The 15,914-nt window shown below is 60.5% G+C and carries 16 protein-coding genes; all 16 read right to left on the reverse strand.

Translation table 11 applies throughout. The annotated features are described in order from the left end of the window. Position 1: 1 nt before the first annotated feature. On the reverse strand, positions 2–445 hold the full coding sequence (cdd, locus tag VE23_RS07625; RefSeq protein ID WP_048749905.1) for a cytidine deaminase: 444 nt from the start codon (positions 443–445) through the stop codon (positions 2–4). A 45-nt stretch (positions 446–490) separates the two neighbouring features. Further along, on the reverse strand, positions 491–856 hold the full coding sequence (locus VE23_RS07630; RefSeq protein WP_021877524.1) for a diacylglycerol kinase: 366 nt from the start codon (positions 854–856) through the stop codon (positions 491–493). Positions 857–862: 6 nt separating this feature from the next. After that, on the reverse strand, positions 863–1,363 hold the full coding sequence (gene ybeY, locus VE23_RS07635) for an rRNA maturation RNase YbeY (protein ID WP_021877525.1): 501 nt from the start codon (positions 1,361–1,363) through the stop codon (positions 863–865). Further along, positions 1,360–3,609, reverse strand: a complete 2,250-nt coding sequence (locus VE23_RS07640; protein ID WP_049867682.1) for an HD family phosphohydrolase — start codon at positions 3,607–3,609, stop codon at positions 1,360–1,362. The genes ybeY and VE23_RS07640 overlap by 4 nt, the downstream gene beginning before the upstream one ends. Positions 3,610–3,626: 17 nt before the next feature. Further along, positions 3,627–4,598 carry a PhoH family protein gene (locus tag VE23_RS07645; RefSeq protein ID WP_021877527.1) on the reverse strand — a complete coding sequence of 324 codons (972 nt, stop codon included), beginning with the start codon at positions 4,596–4,598 and terminating at the stop codon, positions 3,627–3,629. 7 nt (positions 4,599–4,605) lie between these two features. After that, complete coding sequence (yqfD, locus tag VE23_RS07650) at positions 4,606–5,799, reverse strand: sporulation protein YqfD (protein ID WP_049867683.1); 1,194 nt, start codon at positions 5,797–5,799, stop codon at positions 4,606–4,608. After that, positions 5,796–6,089, reverse strand: coding sequence for a sporulation protein YqfC (gene yqfC, locus VE23_RS07655; protein WP_049867684.1), 294 nt, complete (start codon positions 6,087–6,089; stop codon positions 5,796–5,798). Before yqfC ends, yqfD begins: the two co-directional genes overlap by 4 nt. A 344-nt stretch (positions 6,090–6,433) precedes the next feature. Next, entirely contained in the window at positions 6,434–7,078 is a 645-nt protein-coding gene (locus tag VE23_RS07660) for a hypothetical protein (RefSeq protein WP_049867685.1), read from the reverse strand. 42 nt (positions 7,079–7,120) lie between these two features. Further along, positions 7,121–8,116 (reverse strand): flotillin-like protein FloA, encoded by a 996-nt coding sequence (gene floA / locus VE23_RS07665; protein WP_049867686.1) that lies wholly within the window; start codon positions 8,114–8,116, stop codon positions 7,121–7,123. Positions 8,117–8,129: 13 nt separating this feature from the next. Next, on the reverse strand, positions 8,130–8,870 hold the full coding sequence (locus VE23_RS07670; protein ID WP_164763075.1) for an NfeD family protein: 741 nt from the start codon (positions 8,868–8,870) through the stop codon (positions 8,130–8,132). Positions 8,871–9,170: 300 nt separating this feature from the next. Then, positions 9,171–9,614 (reverse strand): GatB/YqeY domain-containing protein, encoded by a 444-nt coding sequence (locus VE23_RS07675; RefSeq protein WP_021881737.1) that lies wholly within the window; start codon positions 9,612–9,614, stop codon positions 9,171–9,173. Between the two features lie 15 nt (positions 9,615–9,629). Next, a complete protein-coding gene (gene rpsU / locus VE23_RS07680; RefSeq protein WP_005547957.1) occupies positions 9,630–9,803 on the reverse strand; it encodes a 30S ribosomal protein S21 in 174 nt (57 codons plus the stop codon). Positions 9,804–9,888: 85 nt separating this feature from the next. After that, a complete protein-coding gene (locus tag VE23_RS07685; RefSeq protein ID WP_049867688.1) occupies positions 9,889–10,245 on the reverse strand; it encodes a histidine triad nucleotide-binding protein in 357 nt (118 codons plus the stop codon). A 231-nt stretch (positions 10,246–10,476) separates the two neighbouring features. Continuing rightward, positions 10,477–10,971, reverse strand: coding sequence for a hypothetical protein (locus VE23_RS27310; RefSeq protein WP_021881735.1), 495 nt, complete (start codon positions 10,969–10,971; stop codon positions 10,477–10,479). A gap of 210 nt (positions 10,972–11,181) precedes the next feature. Then, positions 11,182–11,772 carry a hypothetical protein gene (locus tag VE23_RS07695; RefSeq protein ID WP_049867689.1) on the reverse strand — a complete coding sequence of 197 codons (591 nt, stop codon included), beginning with the start codon at positions 11,770–11,772 and terminating at the stop codon, positions 11,182–11,184. A 5-nt stretch (positions 11,773–11,777) separates the two neighbouring features. Next, complete coding sequence (gene addA / locus VE23_RS07700) at positions 11,778–15,914, reverse strand: helicase-exonuclease AddAB subunit AddA (protein ID WP_157053926.1); 4,137 nt, start codon at positions 15,912–15,914, stop codon at positions 11,778–11,780.

Raw genomic sequence — 15,914 nt, forward strand, 5'->3', positions numbered from 1 at the left:
CTTAGTTGTCCTCCTTCTTGTTCCGGCTCTCTTCCAGAGAGAAAGCGCCGGGCAGAAGCTCGGCAACCGTCATGACGCTTCTGGAGCCGGACAGATTGGTCATGATGACCGGCATGTCCGGAGCGCACAGCTCCGACAGCACTTGGCGGCATACGCCGCATGGCGAGATCGGCCCCGGCGTATCGCCGATGACAAGAATCGCCTTGAAGCTTTTCGGCGCGCAGCCGTCGGCGACGGCGCGGAACAACGCGGTGCGCTCCGCGCAGTTGCCGGGGCTGTAGGCGCCATTTTCAATGTTGCAGCCAAGATGAATATGGCCATGCTCATCGAGCAACGCGGCTCCGACCTGAAAATGGGAATAAGGTACGTATGCCCTGCTCATCGCTTCGCGCGCCGATTCATACAGCTGCTCACTCAGTTGCTCAATTACCGGATCTGCCTTCATCTAGCTTCCTAATCTCCTTATGGGGGAATATAACCCCGGTTCTTCTTATGTCACGAGCAGCCGCCACAGCGGCGGCCCCATGATGATGATGCCGACCGCCGCTGCCGCTGCCGCGCAGACCAGCACCGCGCCGGATGCCGTATCCTTCGCCAGCTTGGCCAGCGGATGAAGCTCGCCGCCGCAAGCCAGGTCGACCGCCCTCTCGATGGCGGTATTGATCAGCTCCGCTGCCAGCACGAGGGCGGATACCAGCAGCAGCAGCGCCCACTCCGTCCGCTTGAGTCCAAGGCAGGAAGCCAAGGCCATCGCCAGCACGAACATGAAGAGATGCGCTCTCATGTGACGTTCGGTGCGAACCGCATGGCCGATGCCCGATCCCGCGAGCCCCAGGCTGGCAAGAAAGCGTCTCATGTCCTTCTACGTCCGGGGGAGGCCGGCCTTCTGCAGGACGGCTTCCTGCTTGGCCGTCATGACCGCCTCCGCTTCCTCGTCCTGATGGTCGTATCCGATCAGGTGAAGGAAGCCATGCACGAACAGAAAGCCGATCTCCCTCTCCAGGGAATGTCCGTATTCCTCCGCCTGGCTCCGAGCCGTCTCGACGGATATCACGATATCGCCAAGCGAGTCCGGGTAAGGCAGCGGCTCGCTCTCGTCCTCGACCTCGAATACGATTTCCGGCTCGTCCTCCCCATCCTCCTGCATGGCGAAGCTGAGAACGTCCGTCGGACGGTCGATGCCGCGGTATTCCTTGTTGAGCTCATGAATGCGGGCGTTGTCCACGAACGTGACGACAACCTCGCCCTCCGTCATTCCCTCGGCTTCTCCTGCAAGCTGCAGCAGCTGCTCCAGCCTCTGTCCCCACTCCGCGGGGATATCGAACGCTTCCTGCTCGCTGCTCCATTCCAATTTCAGACTCATGCCAGCTTCTCCTTTGGTTTCACGTCTTCCGGGTATTCTATCCGCGAGTGGAAGATGCCGATGACAGCTTCCTTGAGCGTCTGGGCGATCCGGTCCAGCTCCTTGAGCGTCAGGTCGCATTCATTGAATTGATTGTCGTCCAGCCGGCTCTTGATGATTTTGTGGATCATCGACTCGATGTTCTCCATCGTCGGGTTGCGCAGGCTCCGTACGGCGGCTTCCACGCAGTCGGCGATGCCGACGATCGCGGCCTCCTTGGACTGCGCCTTCGGCCCCGGATACCGGAAATCATCCTCCGTGAAGGCGATTTCCTTTCCTTCCGCCTCCGCTTCCTTGACCGCCTTGAAATAAAAGAACTTCAGCGACGTCGTGCCGTGATGCTGCTCCGCGATATCGCGGATCGGCTTCGGCATGTTATGCGCCTTCAGCATTTCCACTCCGTCTCTGGCATGCGCCGTAATGATCGACTTGCTCAGCTTTGGATCGATGGAATCATGCGGATTGTCGATGTTCGTCTGATTTTCGATGAAGTAGTTGGGCCGCTTGGTCTTGCCGATGTCGTGATAGAACGACCCTACCCGGCATAACAGCCCGTCTGCCCCGATCGCCTCCGCCGCCGCCTCCGACAGGTTGCCGACCATTACGCTGTGATGGTACGTACCCGGAGTCTCCGTCAGCAGCTTGCGGAGCAGAGGATGGTTCGGATTCGAGAGCTCCACGAGCTTCAGCGCGGACAGGATGCCGAACGTAAGCTCGAAGAACGGCATCAGCCCGATGACGAGCACGGCGGTGACGAGTCCGCTGCCGAAGGCAAAGCCGAGCGAGTACAGGATGTCCTTGCGCTCCGGCAGATCGCCCAGCAGGAGGATCGCCAGTACCGACACCGTCCCGAACAGGCTCGCCATGATGCCCGCCTTCAGAATCGTCGAGCGCTGGCTCGCGCGGTGAACGCTGAAGATCGCGCTGAACGAGACGACGCTGATGACGAAGCCGTACCGGAAGTCGAACAGCGTGTTCTGGTCGGCGTTGAAGATGACGCTGCCCATGATGGCGAACAGGAATGAGCTGACGATCGCCAGCTGCTTGTCGAGCAGCAGCGTGATGAGCATCGTGCCGACGGCTGCCGGAGCGATGTAGGCCGCGTAAGGCATTGAAGCCGACTGCGTAAGCCCCGCTGCCTGCATCAAGGCCAGATTGAGCAGATTGATCAGCCACAGCATGAATAGATGCATGTTGTTGTAGCGGGGCTTCACGCCGCTGATGCTGCCGGACTGCTGCAAGTAGACCATGATCATGAGCACGAAAAGGACGCTCGCCAGCAAAAGCCCAAGCTGCGGCCAGTAGGTGCGCTGCCCGCCGAGCATGCCCGCTCCCGCCAGCATGTCGTATTTCTCTTTGCCGACGACCTCGCCTTTCTTGACGATGATGCCGCCTTCCTTGATCATGACGGGGGTCGTGTTCTCTCTCGCGAGATTCCTGGCTTCCTCGGTCGCCGCGTTGTCCGGGAACTTGTTCGGCATGAGCGACATGCGGGCGAGCTCCTGCACGATCTCGCGGGTCGTGCGCTGCGTGAGCGAGCTGGCGTTCACGAGCTCGGCCACCTTGGCGCGCGCCGTCTCGGCTTCCCGGATCGGATCGGCCGACAGCTTGCGGACGACGGTCACTCCGACCTGCCTCATCTCCGCGATCTGGGCCGAGGTCAGGCTCGGAAGCTTGTAGAACACTTCGGCAGGGACGGCGTAGGCTTGCGCCTTGGCGGCTTTGGCCATCTCCTCCAGCAGCGTATCGCTGATTCCCGGCTTGCCTTGGTTCAGGCGGCTGAACTCGTCCAAGTATTCGCTGTAGTAGCTCGGGATTTCGCTCCGGTAGATGTCGATCTTGTTGCTTTCGGTGACGCCCTCATCCTGATTCAGCAGCTCGATCCGGTTGAACACCCGGTTGAGAATGGAATCCGGCTTGAGCGGCAGAGAGCTGGAGATCGGCTCCACCGACTCGGCGGCCTGCTCCTGCGCCCGCTTCGTGGCGATCTTGTCCTCCACGGTTTTGGAAGCGACGATGTCGCGGTCGCTCGCTTGATCCAGGGTGATGTTGTACGTCTCCGGAACAAGATGCGGGGACAAGTTGAAGTAGAACAGCAGCACGAACAAAATGCAGAGCCCCGTTCGAATTACTGGGCTCTGCTTCCATTTATAGATCCATGAAGGCTGCTCAGCCGGATTCCGGCTGTCTTCCCTTTTCCGGTCCATGCCGCCAACAGTCCTCTCTATGCTTGGATTTCAGCATCCTCATTGTAGGCCATGATGATTTTCTGCACAAGGGAATGCCGGACGACATCCTGCTCCACGAATTGGATGAAGCCGATCTCCGGAATGTCCGTAAGGATGCGCTGCGCTTCCTTGAGACCGGATTTCTTGCCTCTCGGAAGGTCGATCTGGGTGACGTCGCCCGTTACGATCATCTTGGATCCGAAGCCAAGCCGCGTCAGAAACATTTTCATCTGCTCGGGAGTCGTATTCTGGGCCTCGTCCAGAATGATGTAGGAGTCGTCCAAAGTCCGTCCGCGCATGTACGCGAGCGGCGCGATCTCGATGATTCCCCGCTCGAACGCCTTGGCGGTCGCCTCCGGCCCCATGACGTCATGCAGAGCGTCGTAGAGCGGGCGCAAATACGGGTCCACCTTCTCCTGCAGGTCGCCGGGAAGGAAGCCGAGATTCTCGCCCGCCTCGACGGCAGGACGGGTAAGCAGAATTCTTTTGACCGCGCCTTCCTTCAGCGCAGCGACAGCCATGACGACAGCCAGGTAGGTTTTGCCCGTGCCGGCCGGTCCGATGCCGAACACGACGTCCCTGGCCTTGATCATCTTGACGTAATGGCGCTGGCCCAAAGTCTTGACCCGAATCGGCTTGCCGCGGAAAGTCGTCGTCAGCTCCGTCTTGAACAAGTCAAGCAGCTGGTCGGCTTCAAGCGTGCGGGACAATTCGAAAGCGTACATGATATCTCTCTCGCTCGGGGTGTAGCCCCCTCGAAAGAGCTGAAGCAGGACGGAATAGAGCTGCTCCAGGGAATCGACCTCTTCGGCCGGCCCGCTGATGACGACTTCGGCATCGCGGGACCGGATCTGCGAGGACGTCAGAGCTTCAATCATTCTCAAATAGTGATCGCGGGGACCGAACAAAGCAAGCCCTTCCGCAGCGTTGTCTAACACGATCTTGGCGGTTTTCGTCTCAGTTGGCAAGCGTTCCTCATTCTCCTTGCATCTGAACTAGTGGCATTTCCTTCACGATCGATTGGTCCACTTCCAACAGAACTTTCATATAAACTTTACCATTGTCCGTCTTCTCATGCAAAATTTTTTGCTCCTTCACGACAGCATCCGCCCCCGCCTTCGACATCAGATCCGCTTTTGCTCTCTCTATGCCCGCCTGCACGGCCTCCTCCCGGGTAAGCGTCTTCTCTTCCACCCGGGTTTCCATGACCGTCTCCTTGAGCCGTCCTGCCGGCAGCCTCAGTCCCCGCCAGCCCAGATTCTCCAGCTTCTCCTGCGTCTGCGACTGGGCAAAGGGGTTGGCTCCGAACCCGCTCACCTGCAGCGCCCTGCCGAACAGGACGACCGACCATTTTGTCTTGCTCTCCCCGGTATAAACATGGGTCTGGATGCTTAGCGGAGAAACGATCGCATATTCATGCCAGACAAGGCCGCGCACCTCTCCATCGGCAACGACGGTAGCCGTATTGGGCGGTTCTCCGATCGTACCGGAAATCAAGGTCTGGCCCTTCTTCACCTTGGTATTGACTCGGACGACCGGCCTTCCCTTATCGGCGATGATGCGGGTCACGACCGCATCCGAGGATGCGATGATATGGCGCGGGCTGTTCAGCTTGGCGGCATCGGGACGCTTGGACTCCACCACCTGGAAAATGATTCTTGTCCCTTTTTTCTCCACGCCGATCCATGCCGCATCCGGCAAGCGCGCCGACAGCTTGGCCGCCAGCAGGCTGGGCTCGGGAAGCTTCCAGGACCATTGGAACGGATACACCCCTTCCGCCTTCGCCGCGGCAAGCAGATCCTCTTGCTTGATCCGCTCCGTCCCCCGCACCTCGATCGTCCATACCAGAGAAGAGAGCAGGAACATCGTCGCGAAAAAGAGGACGATGCCGGCCGCAAAAAACTTGCGCTTCGCCGCTTTGCGAAGCCAGAACGGCAGCCCCCGCCGCCGCGTCACATGAATCCGGCAGCCCGTCCGCTTCAAATACGGCTTCAGCCGGAAGAAGTCCGGCACCTGCACGGCAAACTCCATTTCCTCCGGGCTTGTCCGCCGGATCGACCACAGCGCCAGCCCGTCCTTCAAGCAGTCGTTGACGAGCTCTTCCTGGGCGCCACCGCGCAGCCGCACCGTGACGATTCCCCGCAGCCGCGGCAACCATCCCTCATTCATCGTTTTCCCTCCCCGTCCTTCAGGTTTACGGAAGTGATTCTGCCCTCGATGAACACCTCTTCCGTCCAGATCGTACGGATGATGAGGCCCATCCCGTTGACTTCGAGCTCTCCCTTGCTGAGCTTGAGCCTAAGCTGCTCCGACGAGAAATGAATCACGCCGCGGTGGTTTTCAATATAAAGCTGACGGTCCCCGATCATGATCATCCGGGGAAGATCATAGGCCACATCCTGGGGCAGATCGAGGATATCGGCCGTCCATTTGCGCATTCTTCGGCTCAGCTTGCCCATTGAGGTGTCCATTCTCCCTCCGTACAGCTTTTCTCTGCAAGGACATCGGCTTCGCCGCCGGCAATAAGGGCGGAAGGCCGCTGCTTTGCGAAGAGTAGAACAGAATGCCTGCATCCATCCGCTGTCTTTTCTTCTTAAAAAGTATGCAGGGAGCGGCCCGATTATGAACGGACGAGAGCGGCTTGGAGACATGTTGCCGGATCAGTTCGAAGGCCGGGGCGGCGCATCTCGCGAGCTTTGCTCCGCAACGGTGCGATGACGTTCATCCCTTGTCCATGGCAAAAAGGCCGCAGCATGGATGTTCTCCATGCTGCGGCCTTAGGCAGGACATCAAGCTGAACGGCTTAGCGGCGGTAAGGCTTGCGGGAGCGCGGCGGTCCGATGATTTCGGCCCACAGCACCGCCTGTCTTATCTCTTCCCCTGTCAGGCCGGAAGCGCGCGCGGCCTCAGCTTCGGGAGGCGAAGCCTGCTGCTGGCGCAGCGGCTGACGCCTGGAGCTGTCCATGCTCCGGTCGTCGAGCTCGCCTCTGCGTACGGAAGGCAATGCTTCGGGAAAAGCGGGAGCATCTGTCCAGGGCTCCGCCCATTCGGACGATCTCCCTTCGCCGCCGCTCAGGCCTTCACCGCCGCTCAGGCCTTCCTCGGAAGGCTCCATGGAGCCCGTACGGCGATCTGCGGCACGTCCGAGCGGGCCGGCGGACGATGGACGAGCGGAAACTGAAGGCGGACGGGCCGGCCCCGGAACGGGGGGTTCCGGACGCTGTGCCGGGACCTCGGTGCGCTGCAGGGGACCCGATGTGCGCTGCGGCATGCCGCCCCCTCCGAAATCAGGCATTCCCGACGGCCTCCGCTGCGGTCCGGGACCAGGCCCGGCGCCTGGCTTCGCCATTTTGCTGAAAATCGACCAGATGACGCCGCCGACAATAAAGACGAGATAAATGTGCTCTACGATAAAGCGGATCAAAGCTTCGATTGGATTGTTGTCCACGGGCAGGTACCCACCTCCTCTGGAAGAAAAGCAGGCATGGGATCAGCGGTCCTGCTTGCCGTCGCCCGCTCCGCCTTCCGGTTTTGCGATGCTGCCTCTCATTTGGGTATCCGCTTCGATATTTTTGAGGTTCATGTAATCCATCACGCCGATTTTGCCTGACTTGAGGGCATCGGCCATGGCGAGCGGAACCTGCGATTCGGATTCCACGACGCGGGCTCTCATCTCGACGACCTTCGCCCTCATTTCCTGCTCCTGGGCAACCGCCATCGCGCGTCGTTCCTCCGCCTTCGCCTGGGCGATGCGCTTGTCGGCTTCCGCTTGCTCGGTCTGCAGGTTCGCCCCGATGTTCTTGCCTACGTCGACGTCCGCGATATCGATCGACAGAATTTCGAAAGCCGTTCCGGCGTCAAGGCCTTTGCCGAGCACGGTGCGGGAAATTAGATCCGGATTCTCCAGAACGTCCTTATGGGAATTCGAGGAGCCTACGGTCGTAACGATGCCCTCGCCGACACGGGCGATGATCGTCTCTTCGCCAGCGCCGCCGACGAGGCGCTCGATGTTGGCGCGCACCGTTACGCGGGCTTTGACTTTCACTTCGATGCCGTCCTTGGCGACAGCAGCGACGGTAGGCGTTTCAATGACTTTCGGGTTGACGCTCATCTGCACGGCGAGAAGCACATCGCGGCCGGCCAGATCGATGGCGGCGGCGCGGGCGAATTCGAGCTCGATATTGGCGCGCTGCGCGGCAATGAGGGCATTGACGACACGGTCGACGTTGCCCCCGGCCAAGTAATGGCTCTCGAGCTGATTGATCGACAGGCCGAGACCGGCCTTCGTCGCCTTGATCATCGGATTGACGATCCGGCTCGGCGTTACGCGGCGCAAGCGCATCGCGAACAGCGTGAGGATCGAGATCCGCACGCCCGAAGCGAGCGCCGAGATCCACAGCATGACGGGAAAGAAACTCAGAAACAATGCGATGACGACGATAACCACAATTGCGGCAATTACATACCCTACGGAACTATAGTCCATTCCATCGACTCCTTTATTGGTCGTTATTCGTTGATTCCTTGACGATGACGCGGGTGCCTTCGACGCGCGATACCCGAACCGCAGCGTGCTGGGCGATGAACTCGCCGGAAGTCACGACGTCGATTCTTTCCCCGCCAATCTCTACGATTCCTGCAGGACGAAGCGGAGTAATGGTAATGCCGCGCTGTCCCAGCAGCTGCTCCTTGGAGGCGGCGGGCAGAAACCCTTCCTCGGATGTAAGTCTGTCCCGCAGAACAAACCGGTTCCATATGCCCCGGTCCCTGAAACGCCGCGCTACAGCGGTTACAACAATGACCGCGAGGGCAAGCGCGGTAAGCATGCAGACGACCGCGGTGAAGCTGTCCTCGAAGCTCATCAGAACCGCTCGGAACAAAGCCAATGCTCCCAGTATGCCCAAAATGCCGAAGCTCGGCACGAACAGCTCGAGCGCCAGCAGCAAAACGCCTAGAATAAAGAAGAAGACGTCATAACCGTCGCTGTATCCCGCCTGATGGGCACCAAGGAAAAAGAGTCCGAATGCCGCGATGCCGATCAGGCCCGGAGCAGCGAAGCCCGACAGCAGCAGCGCCAGCATCGTCCCGGCAAATCCGATGAAGAGCAGGATCGCCGCCACCGCTGGACTCGACAGCCAGCTGCCTGCCGGCTCCGCCTGGGCACCAAGGAGCATGCCGGATTCCGACGCAAACCCTTGGGACGGCAGCAAGAGCAGCCCTGCCGCAGTTAGAGCCATCATTTTCTTGAACCCGGAGAAATGAGAATGGCCGGACTCCTTTGCCTTTTCGTATCGAAATCTTGATTCGATCGCCTGCCCTGCTTTTTTTCCTATTCCCACTGAAACACCCCCTTGTTTCAATTGGTAACCTTTTATTCGTATACCTTTTACATACGTTGGCCGAATGCGGTTGGTTTCGCTTAAATTCGGCGCAAATACCGCTATAAGTAGCTGTATGGCGTGCATGAGTCCCGCATGACAAGCATTTCCCCGTTGAAACCAAAAAACACTCCCCGGAGGGGAGTGTCTGAGTGGTCCGAGTTAGGGCAGAAATTGCAGTACCGTTTGGTTTACTAGCTTACCGTCAGCGCGTCCCTTGACCTTAGGCATAAGGGCGCTCATGACTTTACCCATCTCGGCCTTGGAAGAAGCACCGGTTTCCTGGATGGTCTGCTCTACTATTGCTTTGATTTCTTCTTCGGTCAGCTGCGTGGGAAGGTAAACACTAATAATATCAATTTCTGCTGCGACATCTTTTGCAAGATCTTCGCGGCCCGCTTTTTGAAATTCTTGGAGGGAATCTTTACGCTGTTTGATCTCACGACTCACAATGTCAAGAACCTCTTCGTCTTCAAGCGGACGCTTGAGGTCGATCTCCAGGTTCTTCACTGCGGCGCGCACCATTCGAATCGTAGTGAGTCTGAACTTGTCCTGATTCTTCATGGCTTGCTTCATATCGTCGTTCAATCGTTCGCTCAGGTTCATATCGGAAGGATCCTCCTAAAACTTTCTCTTACGCGCAGCCTCGGATTTTTTCTTGCGCTTAACGCTCGGCTTCTCGTAATGCTTGCGCTTCTTGACCTCTGCAAGGACACCGTCCTTAGCAATGGAACGCTTGAAGCGGCGGAGTGCAGCATCGATGGTCTCATTTTTGCGAACTTTCGTTTCAGACACTTGTTATCCCTCCCTCCGAAACAGACGGTCCAGAGCATGAACACGGCTTATCAATCTTCATTATAATTCAAAGAGAAAGCCGGTGTCAACTCGAGTGTCCTTCCACCAAAGCGCCTAATTTGCGGCCGCCAAGCAGATGGAAATGCAGATGGTAAGCCGTCTGCCCTCCGTCGGCGTTGCAGTTGTTGATCAGACGGTAGCCCGACTCGTCGATGCCCTCTTCCTTGGCAAGCGACGCGGCCGTCTGGACCAATTCGGCGATGAGCCCTCCGTCCTCGGGGAGCACGTCGTTCATCGTCGGTATATGGCGTTTGGGGATGACCAGAATATGTACGGGCGCCGCAGGCATGATATCGCGGAAAGCAAGAACATTGGCGCTTTCATAGACTTTGGTGGAGGGAATGGTTCCTTCAACGATCTTGCAAAATATACAATCGCTCACAGCTCCCGACAGCTCCTTCGTCTCCAGACCTTGATCCCCCTATTGTAGCGCAAAAGAGGCTTGCCGTCTAATGAAGTTGAGAAGCTTTTTCGGGAACGGCATGCGGCCTTTCTCCTCCGCAATCCATGCCGGCCCCATCGGGCCTCCCAAGGCTCGTCCTTCCATGCCGGAGAAGAAGCGCGAAGCCGGCTTGGGGCGGCTTCGCGGCCGTTGCGAACGGAATGCCGGAGACTACAGGAAGGGCAGCAGCGTAATGCCGGCAAGGGCAGCCAGCGGGAATACGGCGCGCGCGAAGCGGCGGCGCGGGTAGTATGGATATGGATACAGCGGCGGATAAGGTCCGAAGCCCGGCCCGAAGCCCGGTCCGAATGCACGCGGATGGACTTCGCCCATGTCGCATGGGATGGCAAGGCAGACATACTCGTCGTCATAATGCTCGATGAAGCCGTCGCAGCACCAGCCGTCTTTCGTGTGGGCAAGAACGTACCGGTATTTGTGGTTGTCGCAGAAATGCTTCATCTCCGGCTTTTCCATGACCAGCACGTTGATCGTCGTATTCATGACCGGCGGAGCCGCCGGCATCGGCGCTGGAATCGACGGCTCCGGCATGACGGGCATCGTAGACGGCTTTGCGGCCGGCGCCGTGGAAGGCTTGGCGACCGGTGCCGTGGAAGTTTTATGATGCGCGGCGGGCAGCGTCGTCGCAACAGGATTGACAGGTTCCAAAGAAGACCAACTCCTCATAGGTTCTGCCTTATCCTATGCAGCCCATGGGCGGATGGTTGTTTGTCCCGATAAATTAGATAAATGAAGAGAAGCGCCGGAAAAAAAGTGCGGCAGCTGCGGCCGCCGACATGCAGTCCGCCTGGCGCGAGAGGCAAAAAAAAGAAAAGCAGCCTGAGGGCCGCCTTTCCGCGAAGAAGCCGAGCATGGCGATCAGCTTTTCAAATATGCTTCCATGACGTTCAGCATTTGCAGGCAGATGTCGGGCCAGCCTTTCTCGGCTTGAATCGTCAGAGCGCGTTCCTTGCTGTCGATCGAAAAGTCGACGCCCCCGAGCAGCCGGGCCAGCTCCTTGGCCGTCTGCGCAAGACGGGCTTTGTCCTCCTTGGTGCCGGAGACGATAGCCTTGCCGGCCTTTTCCACATACGCAGCGGCCGACTGCTTGTAATCCGCCGGCCACTTGGAGGCGTCCGCGCTGTATTCCTCGCCTCTGTCCATCAAAGTCAGGAGCGAACCGGACTGTCCCAGGAAAAAGGCGCCCGCATCATAGATGGCCCGGTCTTTGTCCGCTCCGCTTTTCTCTTCCATCGAAGGGAGCAGAGCCGCGAGATTCGACAAAGCCTGGCTCGTCCCGCCCATGCTTTGCAGAATCGTCTTTCCTTTGTCCACGCGGTCCTGCTGCTTGTCTTGAAGATGCAGGGAGAATAAGAACACGTTGCCGATGAGGCTGGCCGTGAGCAGCACGAGCGTCACGGCGAGCGCATAGGAGCGCTTGGTCGTTTCCGGTGGCGATGATGCTTCCAACAAAATCATTCCTTTTCGTCAGGAGTCAGCTGAACGGCCTCGCGGCTGTCCAGGAAATAGATGTGAAGCTCATCGACGGGCCTGCCGAGCGCCGCTTCGATTGCGGAGGCGTACAGCTCCAGCTGGAAACGGTGCTTCTCGGCCGCTTCCGATGCGCCGCCGACCAGACGGTCGGTTTTGTAATCGACGAGGATGAGCCTCTCCCCTTCCTCGAACAGACAGTCGACGACGCCTTGGATCAGCACGGGCTCGCCGGCCTCCGATGCGCTCGTGCCGGGATATACGCGCGCTGCGGGAAGCGTGCTGCTGAACGGCACTTCGCGCCGGACTTTGGACGAGCGCAGCAGCCTCTGACCGAGGCTTCCCTCGAAGAAAGCGACGACCGAAGCCGTATCGGCGGCAGAAGCCTGCTCCTCGGTCAGGATCCGCTTCCGGACAAGCTCGGCTACGGTATCCTCCACCGCCGCTTGATTGATGCTGCCGGCCAGCGGCAAGTGCTGCATGACCGTATGGAGGACGGTCCCCTTTTCGGCTGCCGTCAGTTTTTTGCGTTCCATGAACTGAGGCCTGCGGAGTCGGAAGGAGGAGCCCTCTGTCCGCGGCTGCGCGCTGCGGCTGACGCCATTGGAGCCGAGAGCCTCCGGCACAGCCGGAAGTCCGTTCTTGTCGACGAAAGGACCTTCCTCGTAAGCAGCGGAGTCTTCCGTCCGGTAGGCTTCTCCCCTCATGCGCTTCATTTCCGTCACGGAGGTTTTGGCCGCTATGCGCGATGCCTCTCCATACGGGTATTCCCATGAAAGCCGCCGCTCCACTTCGGCCTCCCAGCCGCCGGCCGCGATCGGAATCATGCCGAGCACCGCCTGCAGCTCGTCCGGGTCCGGTCCGGCCGAGCCGGAGTCGGCGGCTGCGGCCGCCTCGGAGCCTAGCGTGTAATACGGCACGACACCAGCTTCCCATTCCTCGAAGCCGTTCCGGCCTTGAAGCGGCTTGCCGGCAGGAGCGGCGGCCTCGGCGGCTCCATCGGAGCTGGCGGCCGGTTGGTCTGCAGCCGCAGATTCCGCAGCCGGCTCCAAGCCGCCGGCATGCGGCTCGCGGGCGGTCGATCCGCACGCCGCTCCTTCAGAAGCTGGCGGGGATTCGCCGTCCGGGCGGTCTCGAAGCTCCCGCTCCGTTTCCTCCGGCGCTGTCCTCTCCGCCTCGGCAAGCGGCATGGCGGCGATATCCATCATGCCCGCTCCGGCCAGAGGTCCGAGCCAGTCCAGAAAACGGCGCGCGGAGGCGATCCGATAATCCGACAGCCGGCCGGATTCGTCCAGCGCCGATGCCCACCGTTCGGTTGTCTTCGCGGCATCGTCCGTCGTGCCGACGAGAATCATCTTCTCCTTGGGGCGGGTGAGCGCCACGTACAGGACCCGCAGCTCCTCCGCCTGCATCTCCATTCTCATCCGGCGGCGGATCGCCAGGCACGGTAGAGTCGGGTAGGAGAGCCTCAGGTCCGGATCGATGAACTTCGGACCAAAGCCGAGCTCCTTATGCATGAGGAACGGCGCGCTCATATCCTGCTGGTTGAATTTCTTGCCCAGTCCAGCGACGAAGACGACCGGAAACTCCAGTCCCTTGCTTTTATGGATGGACATGATCCGCACGACGTCCTCGCCCTCACCGAGAGCGCCGGCCGTGCCGAGATCCCCGCCGTTCTCCCGCATCCGGTCCATGAAGCGGAGGAAGCGGAACAGTCCCCTCGCGGTGCCCGCCTCGAACTGGCGCGCCCGGACGTGCAGCGACCTCAAATTCGCTTGACGCTGCATGCCCCCGGCAAGACCGCCCGCCCAATCATAATAACCGGTCTCGCCGTAGATGCGCCAGATGAGGTCGGCCAGGCTGCCCTGGCGGGCAGCGTCCCGCCACTCGTCCAGCTTGCCAAGGAACAGCGACAGCTTGCGGCGCAGTCCTCCTTCCGTAAGCAGGTCGTCGGCTGCCTTGACAACCGCTTCGTAGAAGTAGCCTTTGCCTCCCCCGATCCGGATTCCGGCAAGCTCCTCGGCGTTCAGCCCGAACATCGGCGAGCGGAGAAGCCCGGCGAGCGGAATATCCTGATAAGGATTGTCCACGACCCGCAGCGCCGAAAGCATGACCTCCACCTCGACGGCGTCGAAGTATCCGCTGCCAAGCTCGGCGTAAGCGGGAATACCGGCAGCCTGCAGCTCCTCCATCAAGATGGGAGCCCAGGCTTTCGTCGCCCTCAGCAAAATGACGATGTCCCTCCAGGCAAGTCCCCGCTTGCCCTTGCGGTCATGAACGGCGAAGCCTTCTTCCCGCAGCTGCCGGATGCGTCCGGCGATATAGCGGGCTTCCAGCTGGGCGGTCTGCAGGTCGGCCGCTTCTTCCCGCTGCTCCGCTTCCGGCGATCCTTCCGCCTGCTCGGCCGGAGCTTCGCGGACGCTGCGCCCGCCGGTGCCTTCCCGGTCGATCAGCGCGAATTCGATCCGGTTGGCGCGCGGAGGATCCGGGTCGGGATACGTTGCCCCCAGCACCAGCTCGGCGGCTTCATCGTATTCCATCTCCGCCACGGATTCCCTCATCAATGCCTTGAAAACCGCATTCACTCCGTCCACGACCTGCAGCCGGCTGCGGAAATTCCGGGCCAGATCGATCCGGCGCCCGGGAGCCCCCGCATCCGTGCCTGCCGCCTCTGCCTCGCCGAGTGCCTCCGTTCGCCGGGCAGGCCGGAACAGACGGTATTTCTCCAGGAACAGATCCGGCTCGGCCAGGCGGAACCGGTAAATGCTCTGCTTGACGTCCCCGACCATGAAGCGGGTGCCGCCTTCTCCTTCTCCGGCGACTCCGGTCAGCAGCTCGACGATGGATTCCTGGACCCGGTTCGTATCCTGGTATTCGTCCAGCAGCACCTCGCGGAATTGCTTGCGGTAATCGAGCGCTGCGGCGGAAGGCAGATTGCTGCCCGGCCTGGAGTCGTCCGCCCGCAGAATCTGCAGGCAGTAATGCTCAAGATCCCCGAAGTCGAGAAGCCCCTTCTTCCGCTTGGCCAGCTGATAGCGCCCGTCGAACTCGATGACGAGCTCCGCCAGGGCGCGCATGAGCGGCGCCAGCTGCTCCAGCTCGGCCGCATACTGCTTGGCCGAGCGGCTGAACAGCTCCTTGCCGAGCTCATCCACGAGCGAGCGCGCTTCGTCCCGAAGATCCTTGACCCGCTCCTGAAGGCTTTTGTCGGCGTCGCCGCCTCGAACGGACTTGAGCCTGCCGAAGCCCCCCGCCAGCTGCCAGGCGTCCCGCCACTCGTCCCAAGGACGGGTTGCGACCGCTTCCGTCAGTCCGGCGACCAGACTCAGATCCTCCCGCAGCGTGTCGGCATAAACGGAAGGCCCTTCCGGCAAGAGCGCCATCCGAAGCGCTTCCTGAAGCGCAAGCCTGGCGCCGCCCAGCGCGAGCGCGATATCCGCCTCCAGCGCCGCGACCCAAGGGCTGCCCTGCAGCTCTTCCGGTCCGCCGGCGGAAAAAGCGGCCGCCATCGCACGGAGCCAATCATCCGGCCAAGGCTGCGACCGCGAGAAGTCGTAGAGCTGCTGGACAAGCCGGTACAAGGGCTCGTCGCCCTTCTCGCCGCCGTAGCGGTCCGCCAGGCGGAGGAAATCCCCGTCGCCGCCGGCATCTCCGGCATAACGCTCCTCGAACAGCTCGTCCAGCACTTCCAGCCGCAGCAGCTCGGCCTCCGTCTCGTTGGCGACCCGGAATCCGGGATCAAGGCCGATCAGCGGATAGTAACGGCGGATCACATCCAGGCAGAAGGAATGCAGAGTCGTGATGGATGCCCTGCCGAGCAGCGCCAGCTGACGCCGCAGATGCTCCGAGGACGGATCGCGTTCCAGAGCGGCCTCCAGAGCCGTACGGATCCGCTCCTTCATCTCCGCCGCGGCCGCCTTGGTGAAGGTGGCGACGAGCAGCCGGTCCACGTCGGTATCCTCCGATATGATGCGGATGATCCGCTCGACGAGAACGGCCGTCTTGCCGGAGCCGGCCGCGGCCGCGACGAGCACATCCTCGCCGCGAGCCGTAATAGCCCGCCACTGATCGTCGGTCCAGGTCGATCCTTCCGGTTTGGGAATGCAGCCTTCCATCGCCAT

Origin of the sequence: Paenibacillus sp. D9, assembly GCF_001188365.1 — a bacterium.
Taxonomy (GTDB): Bacteria; Bacillota; Bacilli; order Paenibacillales; family Paenibacillaceae; genus Paenibacillus_O; species Paenibacillus_O humicus.

What these genes read in the sequence shown, in the direction of transcription:
- yqfC (WP_049867684.1), bottom strand. Translation starts at nt 6,089, where the DNA reads ATGGGCAAGCTGAGCCGAAGAATGCGCAAATGGACGGCCGATATCCTC.
- VE23_RS07640 (WP_049867682.1), bottom strand. Translation starts at nt 3,609, where the DNA reads ATGGACCGGAAAAGGGAAGACAGCCGGAATCCGGCTGAGCAGCCTTCA.
- VE23_RS07675 (WP_021881737.1), bottom strand. Translation starts at nt 9,614, where the DNA reads ATGAACCTGAGCGAACGATTGAACGACGATATGAAGCAAGCCATGAAG.
- yqfD (WP_049867683.1), bottom strand. Translation starts at nt 5,799, where the DNA reads ATGAATGAGGGATGGTTGCCGCGGCTGCGGGGAATCGTCACGGTGCGG.
- cdd (WP_048749905.1), bottom strand. Translation starts at nt 445, where the DNA reads ATGAAGGCAGATCCGGTAATTGAGCAACTGAGTGAGCAGCTGTATGAA.
- floA (WP_049867686.1), bottom strand. Translation starts at nt 8,116, where the DNA reads ATGGACTATAGTTCCGTAGGGTATGTAATTGCCGCAATTGTGGTTATC.
- VE23_RS07630 (WP_021877524.1), bottom strand. Translation starts at nt 856, where the DNA reads ATGAGACGCTTTCTTGCCAGCCTGGGGCTCGCGGGATCGGGCATCGGC.
- VE23_RS07670 (WP_164763075.1), bottom strand. Translation starts at nt 8,870, where the DNA reads ATGATGGCTCTAACTGCGGCAGGGCTGCTCTTGCTGCCGTCCCAAGGG.
- addA (WP_157053926.1), bottom strand. Translation starts at nt 15,914, where the DNA reads ATGGCGATGGAAGGCTGCATTCCCAAACCGGAAGGATCGACCTGGACC.
- ybeY (WP_021877525.1), bottom strand. Translation starts at nt 1,363, where the DNA reads ATGAGTCTGAAATTGGAATGGAGCAGCGAGCAGGAAGCGTTCGATATC.